Consider the following 16,152-nt stretch of genomic DNA (forward strand, 5'->3'; position numbering starts at 1 on the left):
ATGCTGAACTTGTTTCAGCATCCATCAGGCCGCAAAGGCGGAAGCCCGATCGACGGCGCAAGGTCCACCCAATGCGGATTGTCGCTCTCGATCAGGTTGATCTTCCATTGGCGATGCCAGCGCTTGAGCTGCTTTTCCCGCAGGATCGCCCGCTCCATATCGCCGAACATCTCGAACCTTACCAGATGATGGACATCGTACCGGCTCGTGAAACCCGGAATATTGCCGGTGCGGTGTTGATAAAGGCGACCGATCAGGTCGGATGTCACACCGATGTAAAGCGTCCCATAGGACGCGCTACTCAGAATATAGACGCACGGTTGCTTTTCCATCGCAGCACCGAGCCTGCCGCTAAATGGATGCTGAAACAAGTTCAGCATGACGGATTGGGAGATCCCTGTGCTTGAATCCCTCCTCATCGCCAATCGCGGCGAAATCGCCTGCCGCATCATCCGCACAGCGCGCGCGATGGGCATCCGCACGGTGGCCGTCTATTCGGACGCCGACGCCCAAGCCCTCCACGTCCGCTCCGCCGACGAAGCCGTCCATATCGGCCCGTCCCCGGTGCGCGAATCCTATCTGCTGGGCGACCGCATCATCGCCGCCGCCCTCCAGACCGGCGCGCAGGCGATCCACCCCGGCTACGGCTTCCTGTCCGAAAATGCGGAATTCGCCCAGGCGGTCATCGACGCAGGGCTGATCTGGGTCGGTCCCAACCCCTCCTCCATCACCGCCATGGGCCTGAAGGACGCCGCCAAGCAACTGATGCAGGACGCCGGCGTCCCCACCACGCCCGGCTATCTCGGCGCGGACCAGTCGCCCGCCTTCCTCGCGGCCCAGGCTGACGCCATCGGCTACCCTGTCCTGATCAAGGCGGTCGCGGGCGGCGGCGGCAAGGGTATGCGCAAGGTCGATGCCCCCGCCGATTTCGCCGACGCACTCACCTCTTGCCAGCGCGAAGCCGCGTCGAGCTTCGGCAATGACCATGTGCTGCTCGAAAAATGGGTCACCAACCCGCGCCATATCGAGGTGCAGGTGTTCGGCGACAAGCACGGCAATGTCGTCCACCTGTTCGAGCGCGACTGCTCGCTCCAGCGTCGCCACCAGAAGGTGATCGAGGAAGCCCCCGCACCCGGCATGGACGCCGCCACCCGCGACGCCATCTGTTCCGCCGCCGTCCGCGCCGCCAAAGCGGTCGATTATGTCGGCGCAGGCACGATCGAATTCATCGCCGACGGATCGGAAGGCCTGCGCGCGGATCGGATATGGTTCATGGAAATGAACACCCGGCTTCAGGTCGAACATCCGGTGACCGAAGAAATCACCGGCGTCGATCTGGCCGAATGGCAACTCCGCGTCGCATCGGGCGAACCGCTGCCGCTGGCGCAGGACCAGCTCAGCATCAACGGCCACGCCATGGAAGCGCGGCTTTATGCGGAAGACCCGATCAAGGGCTTCCTGCCCTCCATCGGTCGCCTCGACACGTTCGACCTAGGCGAAGGGTGTCGTATCGACACCGGGGTAGGGCAGGGGGCGGAGATTTCGCCCTTTTACGATCCGATGATCGCCAAGATGATCGCCCATGGCGAGACCCGCAACGACGCGCGCGAAACCCTCGCCGCCGCGCTCGACGATACCGCCATCTGGCCGCTCAAGACCAATGCCGGTTTCCTCGTCAAGGCGCTGGAGCATCCTGATTTCGTCGCTGCCCGGCTCGATACCGGGCTGATCGCGCGCGAAGGCGATGCCCTGATGCCACCCCATCATCCCGATGCCGAAGCGCTAGCCGACGCGGCGGCTGCGCTTACGCCGGGCGGCGTGCTGGCGGGCTTCCGTCTCAACGCGCCGGTGCGGGCGGAGGCACCCTTCTTGCTCGACGGCGAGACCGTCACCATCGCCTTCGACCCACGCGGCGGGGAGGCTGATCCCAACCATGAGGATGTGCTGATTGCACAAGCGGGTCAGGTCTGGCGGTTGGCCCCATGGCGCGCGACCGGCGGCGCAGGCGGCGCAGCCTCCGACGGCGCGATCCTCTCCCCCATGCCCGGTCGCATCATTGCCGTGTCGGTCGCGGCGGGCGACGCGGTGGTCAAGGGCCAGAAACTGCTGACGCTGGAAGCCATGAAGATGGAACACAGCCTCATCGCCCCCTTCGACGGCACGGTCGCTGAACTCAATGCCAGCGAAGGTGGACAGGTGAGCGAAGGCGTCTTGCTGGCAAAGATCGAGAAGGCGGAGGGGTAAGGCGCGCATCACGCCCTCCCGCCGTTCGTTTCGAGCGAAGTCGAGAAACTGTTGAGCGACGTTTCTCGACTTCCCACGAAACGAACGGGCTGTGTGTTCTATTGGGCAGAAAAACGGGGAACCTGCTGTCCTATCGAACTTCCATCCGCTATAACCAACTGTAATCACTAAATTTTCGATTAAATCTCATCGCGCACATGGGCGAAGATCGAAAAGTTAGACCCAAGAGGGGGCAAAAATGGCCGGACGTTATTTCGACCAGTGGACCATCGGCGACACGATCGCCCACGACATCCGCCGCACCGTGACCGAGACGGACAATCTCCTCTTCACGACGATGACCCATAATCCCCAGCCGCTCCACCTCGACGCGGAAGCCGCCAAAGCCTCGGAATTCGGCCAGATTCTCGTCAACGGCACCTTCACCTTCGCGCTGATGATCGGCCTGTCGGTGGGCGACACGACGCTCGGCACGCTGGTCGCGAACCTGGGTTATGACAAGCTCGTCATGCCAAAGCCGGTGTTCATCGGCGACACCATGCGCTGCGAATCCGAAGTCACGGACCTGAAGGAAAGCCGGTCCCGCCCGGACGCTGGAATCGTCACTTTCACCCATCGCCTGATCAATCAGCGCGACGAAATCACCTGCCAATGCCTGCGTATGGCGCTGCTCAAGAAGGCGACGGCCTGAGCGATGATCGGGCGGCCCATGGCCAATATTTTGCGCAAAAGACCGTTGCCAGCCCGATTTCCCTCGCCTATAGCCGCGCACATCGGGGCCTTAGCTCAGCTGGGAGAGCGCGTCGTTCGCAATGACGAGGTCAGCGGTTCGATCCCGCTAGGCTCCACCATCATTCCAGAAAAGCCGGATTTCGCGTTTGAGCGAAGTCCGGCTTTTCCCGTTCGCGCCCGGCTCCAGTCAGGCCACAATGGCTCTTCTTTCGGTCGGCCTGCCGCACTAGACCGGCGGAAATAAGGGGGATCAGTCCATGTCCAACGCGCCTTTCGCGATCACCGCCGACGATGTAGCCGACGCCGCCCGCATCATCACGCCCGCCGCCATCGTCACGCCGCTGCTGGAAAATGCGGCTCTGAACGCTTTGGTTGGCCGCAGAGTTTTCCTGAAGTTCGAGGGCGCCCAACATACCGGATCGTTCAAATTCCGCGGCGCCTATAACCGTCTCGCCCGGCTGAACGCAGCGGAACGCGCGGCGGGTGTCGTCGCCTGGTCATCGGGCAATCATGCGCAGGGCGTGGCCGCCGCCGCCCGGCTGCTCGGCATCCCCGCGATCATCGTGATGCCCGCTGACGCGCCCGCGATCAAGCTGGCCAACACCCGCGCGCTGGGCGCTGATGTCGTGACCTATGACCGCCATCGCGACAGCCGCGAAGCCATAGCGGCCGAATTGGCGGGCGAGCGCGGCGCGACCATCGTGCCGTCCTTCGACGATCCTTTCATTATCGCCGGGCAGGGGACAGCGGGACTGGAAATCATGGCGCAGGCGCAAGCCGCAGGCGCATCGGTCGGGCAGATACTCGTCTGCTGCGGCGGTGGCGGGCTGACCGCCGGGATCGCAACGGCGGTGAAAGCGCGGTCACCCGACACCGCGATCTACAGCGTCGAACCAAGCGACTTTGACGACACCGCCCGGTCGCTGCGCAGCGGCGAGCGCGAACAGGTTGCCCCCGGCGCAAGATCGATCTGCGACGCTTTGCTGTCGCCCAGCCCTGGCGAACTGACCCTGCCGATCATGCGGGCGCTGGTGACCGATGGCCTGACCGTCAGCGACGATCAGGTGCGCGACGCGATGCGCTTTGCCTTCTCCACGCTCAAGCTGGTGGTGGAGCCAGGCGGCGCCGTCGCGCTGGCGGCGATGCTGGCGGGGCTTGCGCCGCCGTGCGATGGGGCGAGCGTCGTCGTCATGTCGGGCAGCAATGTCGATCCGGCGATGTTTGCGCAGATCATCGCCCAATGATCGACCCGCGCGCCATCCGCACCTTCCTGGCCGTTGTGCGCAGCAATTCGATCAGCGGTGGCGCGCGCCTGCTCAACATATCGCAGCCGTCCGTATCCAACGCCATCGCCCAGCTGGAACAGACGCTGGGCGTGTCCCTGTTCGAACGGTCGCGCAGCGGCATCCTGCTGACCCCGGAAGGAGAGGCGCTGCTGCGGCGCGCGGAATCGATCGACAGCCTGTTGCGCGATGCGGAGGCGGAGGTGAAGCTGGCGAGTGCGGGGGTCGCCGGGCCGTTGCGCGTGGGTGGTACGCCCGGCGCGCTGGTCAGCCTGTTGCCCGATGCGGTCCGGCGGCTGGAGGAGCAATTCGGCCAGTTTGCGCTCCATGTGGTGGAACGGCCCGACCATGATCTTGCGGCCATGCTGCACCGGGGGGAGATTGAACTGGCCTTCGTCACGACGGGGATAGAGGAGCCGCCGGAGGGGATAGAGGAACGCACCTTCTCACGCGATCCCTTCGCGCTGATCGTCGGGCGACAGAATGATCATCTGCCCGCGCGGGTTTCGCTGCGCGAGATGAAGGCGATGCGCTGGGTGCTGCCCGAAGCGCGCGGCGCATTCCGGCGGCAGATCGATGCTTTGTTCATGGCTGCCAACGTACCCGCGCCGCAGGACATCATCCGCTGCGATTCCCTGCTTACGACCAAGGCGCTGGTGCGGGGCAGCCGCCGCGTGACGATATTGCCCATGCAGGTCGCGTCTGCCGAACTGTCGATCGGGGTGCTGCGCGCTATTCCGATCGAGGAAGCGCAATTTCCCCGCGCCATCGGTGTCCGGCAGGTGGCCGGGCGTCGCTTGTCGCGACTGGGCACGGCACTACTCGACGTGCTTATCCATAGCTCCAAGCTATGACATTGCCAAAAATCATTATTTTTCTTGTGGATCAAATCGCGTCATAAGAAACGCCAACAGAGAGGCTTTCGGGAGAGCGCGCCGTGCGGCAACTGATCCGCAACATCAGCATATTCGACGGCACCGGCAGCGCCCCCGCGCCCGGCGCGGTCCTGATCGACGGCGACCGCATCGCCGCGGTGCTGCGCGACGACGCTGACATTGTGCAGCTCACTGTCGACAAGGTGATCGACGGGCAGGGCGGCACGCTGATGCCGGGCATGGTTGATGCCCACACTCACCTGACCTGGGGCAGCTCGGTCGAAAAAATCTACCACCAGTTCATCCTGCCCGCCAACGAACTCAAGGTCGCGGCATGGCGCAATGCCCGCGTGCTGCTCGACCATGGTTTTACCAGCGCCTATTCGGCGGGCGCGCTGGGCGATCATATCGAACCCGAACTGGCCCGCGCCATTGCAGCGGGTGAAACCCCCGGCCCGCGCCTTGTCCCCTCGACGCTGGAACGCAGCCCGGAAGGCGAAGAGGGGGTGGAGACCGGGGACGTGTTCAACGGTCGTGGCGCACAGTCGATGCGCGACTTCGTCGCCTATTGCGCGGACCAGGGCGTCCAGTCGCTCAAGCTGGTGATTTCGGGTGAGGATGCGTTGAAGCCGGGTTCGTCGGGCGATATCCTCTACACTGACGATGAAATGCAGGCAGCGGGCGAAGCCGCGAGGCAAGCGGGCCTGTGGATCGCCACCCACGCTTACTCGCCCCGCGCCATCCAACTGGCGCTCGAAGCAGGGGCAAGGATTCTCTACCATTGCTCCTTCGCTGATGAAGCCGCGATCGACGCCATGGTCGCGCACAAGGACCAGATTTTCTACGCCCCCGGTCCCGGCGTGTCCGTCGCCGCGCTGGAGGCGACCCCGCCGCCCCATATCAACATGGCGTCGATGAAGGCCAGCGCGGCACAGCGGCTGGAGTTGGAGGCGAAGCTGGTGCCAGAACTCAAGCGTCGCGGCGTGCGTGTGTTGATCGGCGGGGACTATGGCTTTCCGTTCAACCCCAATGGCCGCAACGCCCGCGACCTTGAACATTTCGTGACCCGCTTCGGCTTCACCCCGGCAGAGGCGCTGAGCGCTGCGACGATGCTGGGCGGGCAGCTGATGGGGCTGGATGTGGGCCAGGTGAAGGCCGGTTATCTCGCCGACCTATTGCTGGTGGATGGTGATCCGACGCAGGACGTCACCATTCTGCAAGATGCCAGCCGCCTCAAGATGATCATGCAGGGCGGTAAATTGCACAAAGCCCCCGCGCCCCAGCCGGTAACGGCCTGATAGGGCCCCAAGAAAGACGATCATGTTCGATGTTGCGATTATCGGCTGCGGGCCGGTAGGGGCCTTTGCGGCCAATTTACTGGGCAAAAGCGGCCTGTCGGTCCTGGTGATCGAGAAGGAAGCCAACCCCTATCCGCTGCCCCGCGCGGTGCATCTGGATCATGAGATGATGCGCCTGTTCCAGTCGGCTTGTGTCATTGACCGGGTCGCGGGCGACATGCGCGATACTGAGGGACATCTGCATGTCGGCGCGGACCACGGCGTCATTCGATATATGGGGACGGTTGGCCTGGCACGCCCGTTCAGCTGGTCCAACGACTATTTCTTCTACCAGCCCGAACTGGAACAGCATCTGCGCGACGCGCTGGCGGCCCATAGAAATGTGGCTGTCCAGCTTGGTGTCGGGTTTGAAGGATTGGCGCAGGATGCCGATGGCGTAACCCTGCACCTGTCGGGCGGAGACACTGCGCGGGCGCGCTATGTCATCGCCTGCGACGGGTCGCGTAGCGCCGTGCGCAAGGCGCTAGGGATCGCGCTCGACGATCTGGACTTCGAGGAACCCTGGCTGGTGGTCGATGCCGAAGTCGATGGCCCTGTCCGCTTTCCTGACCTGTGGGGCGTGCCTGAAGCCGCCGACCTGCAAAAATTGTCGGTGATGATGTGCGACCCCAAGCGCCCGGCAACGATCGTGCCGGGGCGTGGCAATCACCGCCGCTGGGAATTCATGTTGCTGCCGGGTGAAGATGACCGGGCGATGATGGAACCGCAAAATGTCGCTGCCCTGGTTGCGCCCTACCTCTCCGGGGTGCCGCACAAAGTGGTGCGCGCGGCGACCTATCGCTTTCATGGCCTGGTCGCCGAACAGTGGCGGCAGGGCGGTGTCTTTCTGGCTGGCGACGCTGCGCACCAGACGCCGCCCTTTTTCGGGCAGGGCATGTGCCACGGCCTGCGCGATGTCGCCAATCTGGCCTGGAAGCTGGCGGCGGTGGTCAAGGGCAACGCGCCCGATGCGCTGCTCGACACCTATCAGCCCGAACGTGACCCCCATGTTCGCGCCGTGATTTCTGCCGCTGTAGGTGCTGGCCGTTACATCTGCGTGCTGGACCCGCAGGCCGCCGCTGCCCGTGACGCCGAGATGCGCGAAGCGGCCAAAGTGACGCAGCAAGGCACGGCTGCCGACCTGATCCCCGCCATTTCGGCTGGCATCGTGGCGCTCGGCACGCCGGGCGCTGGCGAACGCTTCATCCAGCCGCGCGTTGGCGACCAATTGCTGGACGATGTGACCGGCCATGGCTGGCGGTTGTTCGCACGCCACGCCGTCCCGGCGCCCGGCGATTTGACCGTGGTCGCGCTCGACAGGCTGGACGATGGCGGCGCGATCGCCGCCTGGCTCGACGCGAGGGGCGCGAACGCGCTGCTGCTGCGTCCCGACCATTATGTTTTCGGCACCGGCGAACCGGCGGACCTGATCGCGCTGCGCGATGCGCTGATCGCCGGAGCCGTTGCTCAGGAGATTGCGGCATGACGTTGACCCTTGCCCAGGCACGGACGATTATCGACACGGCTTTGGCGCAACCGCGCGGCGACAATCCACCGGCGCTTGCCGTCGTCGTGCTTGACGCGGGCGCACATCCCGTCGCCTTCGCACGGGAAGATGGTGCCAGCCTGTTCCGCTTCGACATTGCCAGGGCCAAGGCCACGGGCGCGCTGGGGATGGGCGCGGACACCCGCGTCATTGCCGGGCGTGCTGCCAACAATCCGGCCTTCTTTCAGAGCGTGGTGGCCGTCACGGGCGGTCAGCTTGCTCTGTCACCCGGCGGCGTCCTGATCCGTGAGTTGGAAGGTGCGGTGATTGGCGCCGTCGGGATCAGCGGCGACACCGGCGATTGCGATGAGGCTTGCTGCATTGCGGGCATATTGGCCGCTGGTCTGACCCATGGAGACGCAAAATGAAGTTGCGCAGCATCGAATTGTTGCTGCCCGGCGCGGCACATGCGGCAGCCTTCCTGACCGACATCTGGGGCATGGCGCCTGCGACAGTCGAAGGCGAAACCCACTATCTGCGCGGGTCGGGCAGCTTTCCCTATCTGATCGCGCTGGAGGAATCGGCGGACTGCTATGTGCGCTCGACGACTTTCGTCTGCACCGCCGATCGGCTGGATCATCTCAAGCGATCGGTGACCGCAGCAGGTCTGAACGCCGCGCCGGTCGTGTCCCAAGATCCGGGCGGCGGCCATGGCATCATCGTCGAACTGGCCGAGGGTGAATTGCTGCGCTTTCTGGTCGATGCGCAGGAAGTCGCCCCGATCGAAGGGCATGATCTGCCGGTCAAGCTGACCCATGTGGTGTTCAACAGCATCGACGCTGAAATGACCGGCCATCTGGTCGAGGATGCGCTGGGCTTCCGCGTGTCCGACCGGACCAAAGGCATGGTGTTCGTGCGCTGCAATGACTCGCACCATTCGACGGCCTTTGCCCGCGCGGGCATTTCCAGCCTGAACCATATCGCGTTCGAGATGGAAGATCTGGACGCGGTGATGCGCGGCATCGGTCGCCTGCGTGATCAGAATATGGCCCCGGCCTGGGGTCCGGGTCGCCATGGTCCGGGCGCCAATGTGTTCGCCTATTTCATTGCCCCGTTTGGCCCGGTCATCGAATTTTCGACCGCCGTGAACAAGGTGCCCGACGATTATCCAGTGGGCGGCCCGGACGACTGGACCTGGCCTGCCAAACGGATCGACCAGTGGGGCATGTCCGACAAGGATTTCGATGGCCTGCGCGCCGCCGAGGAAAAATTCCGCCATCGCCGCGACTGGGAAGCCCGGTCGCTGGACGTCCTGACAGAGGGAAATATCTAATGCGTTACGTCAGCTTCCGCCGCCCCGACGGTACTGCCAGCTTCGGTCGTCTGGACCGCGAAACCATCGTCGAACTGGCGAGCAATGCCGTGCCGAGCCTGAAGGCCGCACTGACCGACGGCAGCCTTGCTGCGCTGGCCGATGGCGCGTCCTTTGCCGCTGCCGATGTCGTGCTGCTGCCGGTCATACCCGATCCCGCCAAAATCCTGTGCGTCGGCCTCAACTATGCCGAGCATGTCAAGGAAACCGGTCGTGAGCAGAAGGCGCATCCCGCCATTTTCGTGCGTTATGCCGACAGCCTGGTTGCCGATGGCCAGCCGATGGTGAAACCCGCCGTGACCGAGCGTTTCGATTATGAAGGTGAGCTTGCGGTCGTGATCGGCAAGCCCTGCCACAAGGTCGCCGCTGCTGACGCCATAGCCTATGTGGCAGGTTATAGTGCGTTCAACGACGGGTCCGCCCGCGATTGGCAGCGCCACAATATCCAGTTCACACCGGGCAAGACCTTCCCCGGCACCGGCGGCTTTGGCCCGGCGCTGGTGACGCCGGACGAGATTGCCGATCTGGGCGCGCTGCGTGTCCAGACCCGGTTGAACGGCGACATTGTGCAGGACCAGCCGGTCAGCGACATGATCTGGGATGTCCCCACGGTCATCGAATATATTTCCACCTTCACCCCGCTCAGCCCCGGCGATGTCATCGCCACGGGTACGCCCGGCGGTGTCGGCGATAAGCGCACCCCGCCGCTCTACATGAAGGCCGGGGACAAGGTGGAGGTCGACATCGGCACCATCGGCACGCTGACCCACCGCATCATCGACGAAGCCTGAATATCTACGGACGACCCAATTAAAAGAAGGGGAGGAGTTACCATGCGTAAACTGACTATTTCGATCGCGGCGCTCGCCAGCGCGAGTGTCTTTGCTCTGGCTGCACCGGCCATGGCGCAGGATGGTGCGCCGCAGGCGGCAGCTGAAACCGCTAACGGCGTCGACATCGTCGTCACCGCCACCCGCCGCGCCGAACGCTTGCAGGATGTGCCGCTCGCCGTATCTGCGATTGGTGCCGATCAGTTGGCCGCGACCGGGTTCAAGGATCTGACCAATATCGCCTACACATTTTCCGGCGTGCAGTTCGGCACGACGCCTAACGATGCTGGCTTTCGCGTCCGCGGTGTTGGCACACTGGGCGGTTTCACCAGCGCATCCGAAGCGCCGGTCGGTCTGGTCGTCGATAACGTCGTTGTCGGCTTCGGTAGCCCGGTAAACAGCCTCGGCGATCTGGAGCGGATCGAAGTGTTGAAAGGTCCGCAGGGTACCCAGTTCGGCAAGAACGCCTCGTCGGGTGTCATCAACATCACGACCAAGCGGCCGGAACTCGGCCAATTTGGCGGCAGTGCTTTCGCGTCCTACGGTTCGCTGAATGAGCGCGACATCCATGGTGCCGTGAACGTGCCGCTGGGTCAGAAGGCAGCGCTCAACATATACGCTTTCGACCGCGCCTATGATGGCTTTATCAAGAACACAGTCCGCAACGAAGAGTGGGGCGGTCAGCATTTCTACGGCACCCGCGCGAAGCTGCTGGTCGAGCCGACCGATGGTTTGTCCATCTATGTGATCGGCGACTATTCGCGCCAGAAGCAGAAGGGGCCGGGCCAGACCTGGACGCTCAACAAGCTGTCAGCCGCGCAGACCGCACCGGGTGGCATTGCCGGTCTGCCCTTCGTCAACCTTGCTGCACTGGGCGTGACGCCGGGCCTTCACAACAATGTGTCGATCGAGAACGGCCAGGGTTTCTATGACGTCGAAAATTACGGCGCGTCGCTTCAGGCCGATCTGGTAATGGGCGATTTTACCCTGTCGTCGATCACCGCCTATCGTGAGTTCAACGAGGCCCCCTATGTCTATTCGATCGACGGCCTGCCTTACTCCAAATTTGCCGCAAAATCGAAGGGCGAAACCAAGCGCTTCTATTCGCAGGAACTGCGCCTGACGTCGCCATCGGGTCAGCCGCTCGAATATATTGCGGGTCTGTATGTGTCGCGGCAAAAGACCGGCCTTGGCGGCGGTCAGAGCGCCACGCTCAGCCCGGCCTTGCCCTATTCGGCATTCCCGACCATCTCTATCACCGGCGGCTATAACGTTACGCGCACGACATCGGACAGCGCCGCGCTGTTCTTCGATGGCAAATATCACATCACCGACACGCTCAGCCTGATCGGCGGCGGTCGCCTAACCCGTGACAAGGTCAAGGCCAGCAACTTCTCCTACGCCGATCCGGCCCTTGCACCGTTCGTGCCGCCGATGCCGTCCAACGGCTTCACCCCGTCTGGCACTTTGCCTTACACGGCACGCGCGCTCCAGACTGGTGTTGCGAAAAAGACGGATATTTCCGGCCGTGCAGGTCTGGAATATAAGCCTGACCGCGACCTGCTGTTCTACGCGACCTATGCCCGTGGTTATCTCGGCCCTACCGTCACTTTCTCCGGGCTGTCCGGCACGCGCAGCTCGGTCGCGCCGCAGACGGTGAACGACATTACGGCGGGTGCCAAGATGCAGTTCCTGAACCGCACCCTGACGCTGAACCTCAATGCGTTCTGGGACAAATATAAGGATCTTCAGACGTCCGTGTTCGATGGTCAGGAATTCCTGACCGAAAACGCCGGTGGCGCGGAAGTGAAAGGCTTTGAGGTCGAGGCGGTGGTGCGTCCGGGCCAGGGCTTCAGCTTCAACACCTCGCTCACCTATTCGGACGCGAAGTTTACCGATTACATCACGGCCTGTCCGGGCGTGATCGTGCGCGCGGGTAATGCAGCGACGCAATGTACCGCGCCCGGTTCGACCGCAGCGACACCGCTTTATCAGGCGGCGGGCAACGTCCTGCCCGGTTCGCCCAAGATCAGCGTCGTCATGGGTGCCAACTGGGAACGCCCGATCACCGACACGCTGACCTTCGATGCATCGGCCAACATCTCGTTCCGCAGCAAGACGCAGAATGCGGTGGCCGACAAGAACACGTTGCAGCCCGCCTATGAGGTGGTGAACCTCAATGTCGGTCTGGGCGATGCGGATGGTGCATGGCGGATCGGTGCGTTCGTTCGCAACCTGTTCGACACCGACTTTAACTCGGCGATACTGGGCCTGCCCTTCTCCGACGGTGGCTATGTGAACTGGCGGACGCGCGAAGCCGAGCGTACCTTCGGCGTATCGCTCGAAGGCCGTTTCTAAAGCATGAGCGGGTCGTCGTCCGGCATGGACGACGACCCCTTCGCATGAATGGCCGCAAAAGCGGTTTGGGCAAGAGGATGAAGCTGCGTGCAACCCATCGACATCAGAGACGCGGTCGCTGCTATGGGGACAGGCCTTGGTCCCGACATTCTGACGCAATGCCGTGCGCTGTTCGATACGGAACAGTCCGCCATTCAGGCCGCCGTGCCGGTGACGCACCACGACATTGCCTATGGCCCGCATGATCGGCACCGGCTGGATATCTACGCACCGCTGGACGCGACCGGCCCCGCTCCGGTGCTTGTCTTTGTCCATGGTGGTGGGTTTCTGAAAGGCGACAAGGGCGGGGCGGATGCCTGGCCCAGTGCCAATGTCGGGCGGATGGCGGCGCAGGCGGGCTTTGTCGGCGTGGTCATCAACTACCGGCTCGCACCCGATCATATGTGGCCTGCCGGGTCGCAGGATGTTGCGGCGGTCGTCGCATGGCTCAAGGCGAATGTTGCGCAGCATGGCGGCGATGCTGACCGGATCGTGCTGGCTGGCACATCGGCGGGAGCCGTGCATGTTGCGGGCTATCTCAAGCTGACGGGCGACGCGGACATTTGCGGCGCGGTGCTGCTGTCGGGCCTCTATGGCTACACCCCGCTGGATGAGCGGGATTTGCTCTATTATGGCGACGCGGCGCTCTATCCAGAGCGGATGCCGATGGAGGCGGTTGCCGCCACCACATTGCCGCTGCTGGTCGCCTGTGCGCAATATGATCCGCCGCGCTTTCAGGCTGAATTTCTGGGGCTGATGCAGGACCGGCTGGCCCGTCACGGCGCGATGCCGCGCTCGGTCATCATGACCGGCCACAATCATTACACGATGCCGATGCATCTGGGCACCGCCGACCGGCGGCTGGCCGACGAGATATGCGCCTTCGTGCGCGACATAAGCCAATGAAGTTGGAGGCGATATGATGTTGGACCGCAGGACGATGCTGGCAGCTGGAATGGCGGTTGCTGGCACAATGGCAGCGCCCGCGATCGGTGCGCGCAAGGCGGCGGCGAACCCGGCTTTTCCCAAAGGCTTTCTATGGGGCGTGGCGACTGCGCCGCACCAGATTGAGGGCAATAATGTCGCCAGCGATTTATGGTTTCTCGAAAATCAGCAGCCCACCATATTTGCCGAACCCTCGCGCGACGCCTGCAACAGCTTTGCGCTGTGGGAAACTGATCTCGACATCGTCAAGACCATGGGTCTCAACTGCTATCGTTTCGGCATCGAATGGGCGCGCATCGAGCCGGAGAAGGGCTTGTTCAGCCAGGCGATGCTGGACCATTATCGGGCGCTGATCGAGGGTTGCCGCGCACGTGGCCTCGCCCCGGTGGTGACGATGAGCCATTTCACCGCGCCGCGCTGGTTCAGTGCGCAGGGTGGCTGGACCAACCCGGAAAGCGCGGACCTGTTCGCGCGCTATTGCGACCGGGCGATGCGGGCGCTGGGCGCTGGCATCCACAGCGTCATCACCTTTAACGAACCCAATATCCTGTTGCTGCTCAAACCCATGCTGCCGCCACAGGTTTGGGAAATTCAGAAACTGACGCTGGAAACCGCGGCCAAGCGCCTGGGCGTGCCGAAATTCCTGTCCGCCAATGTTGCGGGGGTCGACGATCTGCCTGCGCTGCAAAAGGGGCTGCTTGCCGCGCACAAAGCAGGGAAAGCTGCAATCAAGGCGGTGCGGTCGGACCTGCCTGTCGGCTTTTCGCTGGCGATGATGGACGATCAGGCGGTGGGCAGGAACAGCCTGCGCGACGCGATGCGGCAGGAACTTTATGGCGCATGGCTGGACGTCGCCAAGGCCGACGATTTCATGGGCGTCCAGAATTACGAACGCGCGCTGTGGACCGACAAGGGCCGTCTGCCCGCGCCCAAGGGATCGATCGTCAACTGGGGCGGCACCGAAGTGTGGGCGCCTTCGCTGGCGGGCGCAGTGCGTTATGCCCATGAAGCCACGGGCGTATCGATTTTGGTGTCGGAACATGGCGTTGGCACCACCGACGACAGCATCCGCCAAAGCTTCATTCCGGCAGCGCTGGCTGACCTTAAAAAAGTGATCGATGATGGCGTGCCGGTGCAGGGTTATTGCCACTGGTCGCTGCTCGACAATTTCGAGTGGATTTTCGGCTATAAGGTCAAGTTCGGCCTGCACAGCGTCGATCCGCTGACCTTTGCCCGGACGGCCAAGCCAAGCGCGGCGGTCTATGGCGCGATCGCGCGCCGCAACGCGGTCTAAATGCGTGCGCCTGTCCTGTCGATCCCGCGTGAGGCGGGGATCAGCTTTGCCATCAATGCGGCGCTGAGCCTTGCCTGTTTCCTGGCAGTGTTCGGGTTGGATGGACGTTCCTTGTCCTGGGCTATGCCCGATGCGTTGGCGTTCGACTTCGTGCCGCAAAGCATCGCGGTGTCGCTGATGAGCGCGCTGGTTCCTGCGTTGATCGCCCGCAAGCGCCTTGCCATGGCTATCGGGCTGAGACCAATTGTGCTGCGTGCCACTGGCTTCGCGATGGCGGGGGCAGCGATGGGTGGACTGATCGCTTTTCTGATGGGCAGAGGCGCTTTTTCTCCGATCGGCTGGCACGCTGCACTCGCCACGAAGCTGACCTATGGCGGGTCGCTCGGCGCACTTATAACCAGCCTGACATTGCAGAGGATGACCCGATGAAATTGCTTCCCCTGGCCCTGACGCTGGCCGTCGCTACACCTGCTTTTGCCCAGTCCAATGTGCGGATGGAGAGCATAGCTGCACCCGACCACAGCAAGGCGATCGCCCTTTATCCCGACCAGCCAGCTGCCGCAGCGGGGCAGGACGAGCAATGGTCGCATATGCAGGTGACGATCGGCACCAATGCAATGGACAACATCATGGTCCGCAATGTCGTGCGACCCACCATCACCCCCTATTTGCCCGATCCGGCCAAGGCGACCGGCGCCGCCGTGATCGTTGCGCCGGGTGGTGCCTTCATGTCGCTTTCGATGACGAGCGAGGGCGCCGATGTCGCGCGCTGGCTGGCTGACCATGGCGTCGCAGCCTTTGTCCTTAAATATCGGCTGAACCCAACGCCACGCGACGACAAGGCGTTTCTGGGCGCGATGGGCGCACGGTTCGCCGACGCGGCCAAGCCCGGTGCTGTCCGCACAATCGAAGAACCGCGCGCGACGCAGGACGCGCTCAAGGCGCTGGAGATCGTGCGCAGTCGCGCGGCGACCTGGGGCATCGATCCCGCCCGGACCGGCATGATCGGCTTTTCGGCAGGCGCAATGACGACGCTTAACGCCACGCTTGAGGGCAAGGGCGATCAAAGGCCCGCCTTTATCGGCTACATTTACGGGCCGATGACCGACGTAGCCGTCCCCGCCGACGCACCACCAATGTTCAATGCGATCGCGATGGATGATGGCCTGTTCAAGGGCCAGGGTTTCGCCATTGTGGAAGGCTGGCGCAAGGCGGGCCGTCCGGTCGAACTCCACGCCTATGAACGCGGCGACCATGGCTTTGGCGCGGGCAAGCCCGGCACCACGACCATGGGCCTTATGCCCCAATTTTTCGCCTGGATGGAGGCGCGCGGCCTTCTGTCCAAGCGTCCATAATC

The 16,152-nt window shown here is 63.4% G+C and carries 15 protein-coding genes and 1 tRNA gene; 15 read left to right on the top strand and 1 reads right to left on the bottom strand.

Going from position 1 to position 16,152, the window contains the following annotated elements; genetic code table 11:
• Positions 1-14: 14 nt before the first annotated feature.
• On the bottom strand, positions 15-332 hold the full coding sequence (locus tag ACODSR_RS00580; protein WP_489072728.1) for a GIY-YIG nuclease family protein: 318 nt from the start codon (positions 330-332) through the stop codon (positions 15-17).
• Between the two features lie 67 nt (positions 333-399).
• Between ACODSR_RS00580 and ACODSR_RS00585 the strand changes: the two genes are divergently transcribed.
• The 15 genes from ACODSR_RS00585 (at position 400) to ACODSR_RS00655 (ending at position 16,150) form a co-directional block, all read left to right on the top strand.
• The gene (locus tag ACODSR_RS00585; RefSeq protein ID WP_489072730.1) at positions 400-2,244 is read left to right on the top strand and encodes an acetyl/propionyl/methylcrotonyl-CoA carboxylase subunit alpha; all 1,845 of its coding nucleotides are present in this window, start codon (positions 400-402) and stop codon (positions 2,242-2,244) included.
• Between the two features lie 238 nt (positions 2,245-2,482).
• Positions 2,483-2,935 (top strand): MaoC family dehydratase, encoded by a 453-nt coding sequence (locus ACODSR_RS00590; protein ID WP_489072732.1) that lies wholly within the window; start codon positions 2,483-2,485, stop codon positions 2,933-2,935.
• Positions 2,936-3,019: 84 nt separating this feature from the next.
• Positions 3,020-3,095 (top strand) — tRNA-Ala (locus ACODSR_RS00595).
• A gap of 138 nt (positions 3,096-3,233) precedes the next feature.
• A complete protein-coding gene (locus ACODSR_RS00600; protein ID WP_489072734.1) occupies positions 3,234-4,220 on the top strand; it encodes a threonine ammonia-lyase in 987 nt (328 codons plus the stop codon).
• Entirely contained in the window at positions 4,217-5,113 is an 897-nt protein-coding gene (locus tag ACODSR_RS00605; protein ID WP_489072736.1) for a LysR family transcriptional regulator, read from the top strand. The genes ACODSR_RS00600 and ACODSR_RS00605 overlap by 4 nt, the downstream gene beginning before the upstream one ends.
• Before the next feature lie 83 nt (positions 5,114-5,196).
• A complete protein-coding gene (locus ACODSR_RS00610; protein WP_489072738.1) occupies positions 5,197-6,432 on the top strand; it encodes an amidohydrolase family protein in 1,236 nt (411 codons plus the stop codon).
• A 22-nt stretch (positions 6,433-6,454) separates the two neighbouring features.
• A complete protein-coding gene (locus tag ACODSR_RS00615) occupies positions 6,455-7,957 on the top strand; it encodes a bifunctional 3-(3-hydroxy-phenyl)propionate/3-hydroxycinnamic acid hydroxylase (protein ID WP_489072739.1) in 1,503 nt (500 codons plus the stop codon).
• Positions 7,954-8,385, top strand: a complete 432-nt coding sequence (locus ACODSR_RS00620; protein ID WP_489072741.1) for a GlcG/HbpS family heme-binding protein — start codon at positions 7,954-7,956, stop codon at positions 8,383-8,385. The genes ACODSR_RS00615 and ACODSR_RS00620 overlap by 4 nt, the downstream gene beginning before the upstream one ends.
• Positions 8,382-9,290 (top strand): VOC family protein, encoded by a 909-nt coding sequence (locus ACODSR_RS00625; protein WP_489072743.1) that lies wholly within the window; start codon positions 8,382-8,384, stop codon positions 9,288-9,290. The genes ACODSR_RS00620 and ACODSR_RS00625 overlap by 4 nt, the downstream gene beginning before the upstream one ends.
• Positions 9,290-10,120 (top strand): fumarylacetoacetate hydrolase family protein, encoded by an 831-nt coding sequence (locus ACODSR_RS00630; protein WP_489072745.1) that lies wholly within the window; start codon positions 9,290-9,292, stop codon positions 10,118-10,120. Before ACODSR_RS00625 ends, ACODSR_RS00630 begins: the two co-directional genes overlap by 1 nt.
• Positions 10,121-10,162: 42 nt before the next feature.
• Entirely contained in the window at positions 10,163-12,517 is a 2,355-nt protein-coding gene (locus ACODSR_RS00635) for a TonB-dependent receptor (protein ID WP_489072747.1), read from the top strand.
• A 123-nt stretch (positions 12,518-12,640) separates the two neighbouring features.
• Positions 12,641-13,462, top strand: coding sequence for an alpha/beta hydrolase (locus ACODSR_RS00640; protein WP_489073142.1), 822 nt, complete (start codon positions 12,641-12,643; stop codon positions 13,460-13,462).
• 16 nt (positions 13,463-13,478) lie between these two features.
• The gene (locus ACODSR_RS00645) at positions 13,479-14,795 is read left to right on the top strand and encodes a family 1 glycosylhydrolase (RefSeq protein ID WP_489073144.1); all 1,317 of its coding nucleotides are present in this window, start codon (positions 13,479-13,481) and stop codon (positions 14,793-14,795) included.
• Positions 14,796-15,224, top strand: coding sequence for a hypothetical protein (locus ACODSR_RS00650; RefSeq protein WP_489072749.1), 429 nt, complete (start codon positions 14,796-14,798; stop codon positions 15,222-15,224).
• A complete protein-coding gene (locus ACODSR_RS00655; RefSeq protein WP_489072751.1) occupies positions 15,221-16,150 on the top strand; it encodes an alpha/beta hydrolase in 930 nt (309 codons plus the stop codon). The genes ACODSR_RS00650 and ACODSR_RS00655 overlap by 4 nt, the downstream gene beginning before the upstream one ends.
• Positions 16,151-16,152: the final 2 nt, after the last annotated feature.

This window comes from Sphingobium sp. FG125 (assembly GCF_057809795.1).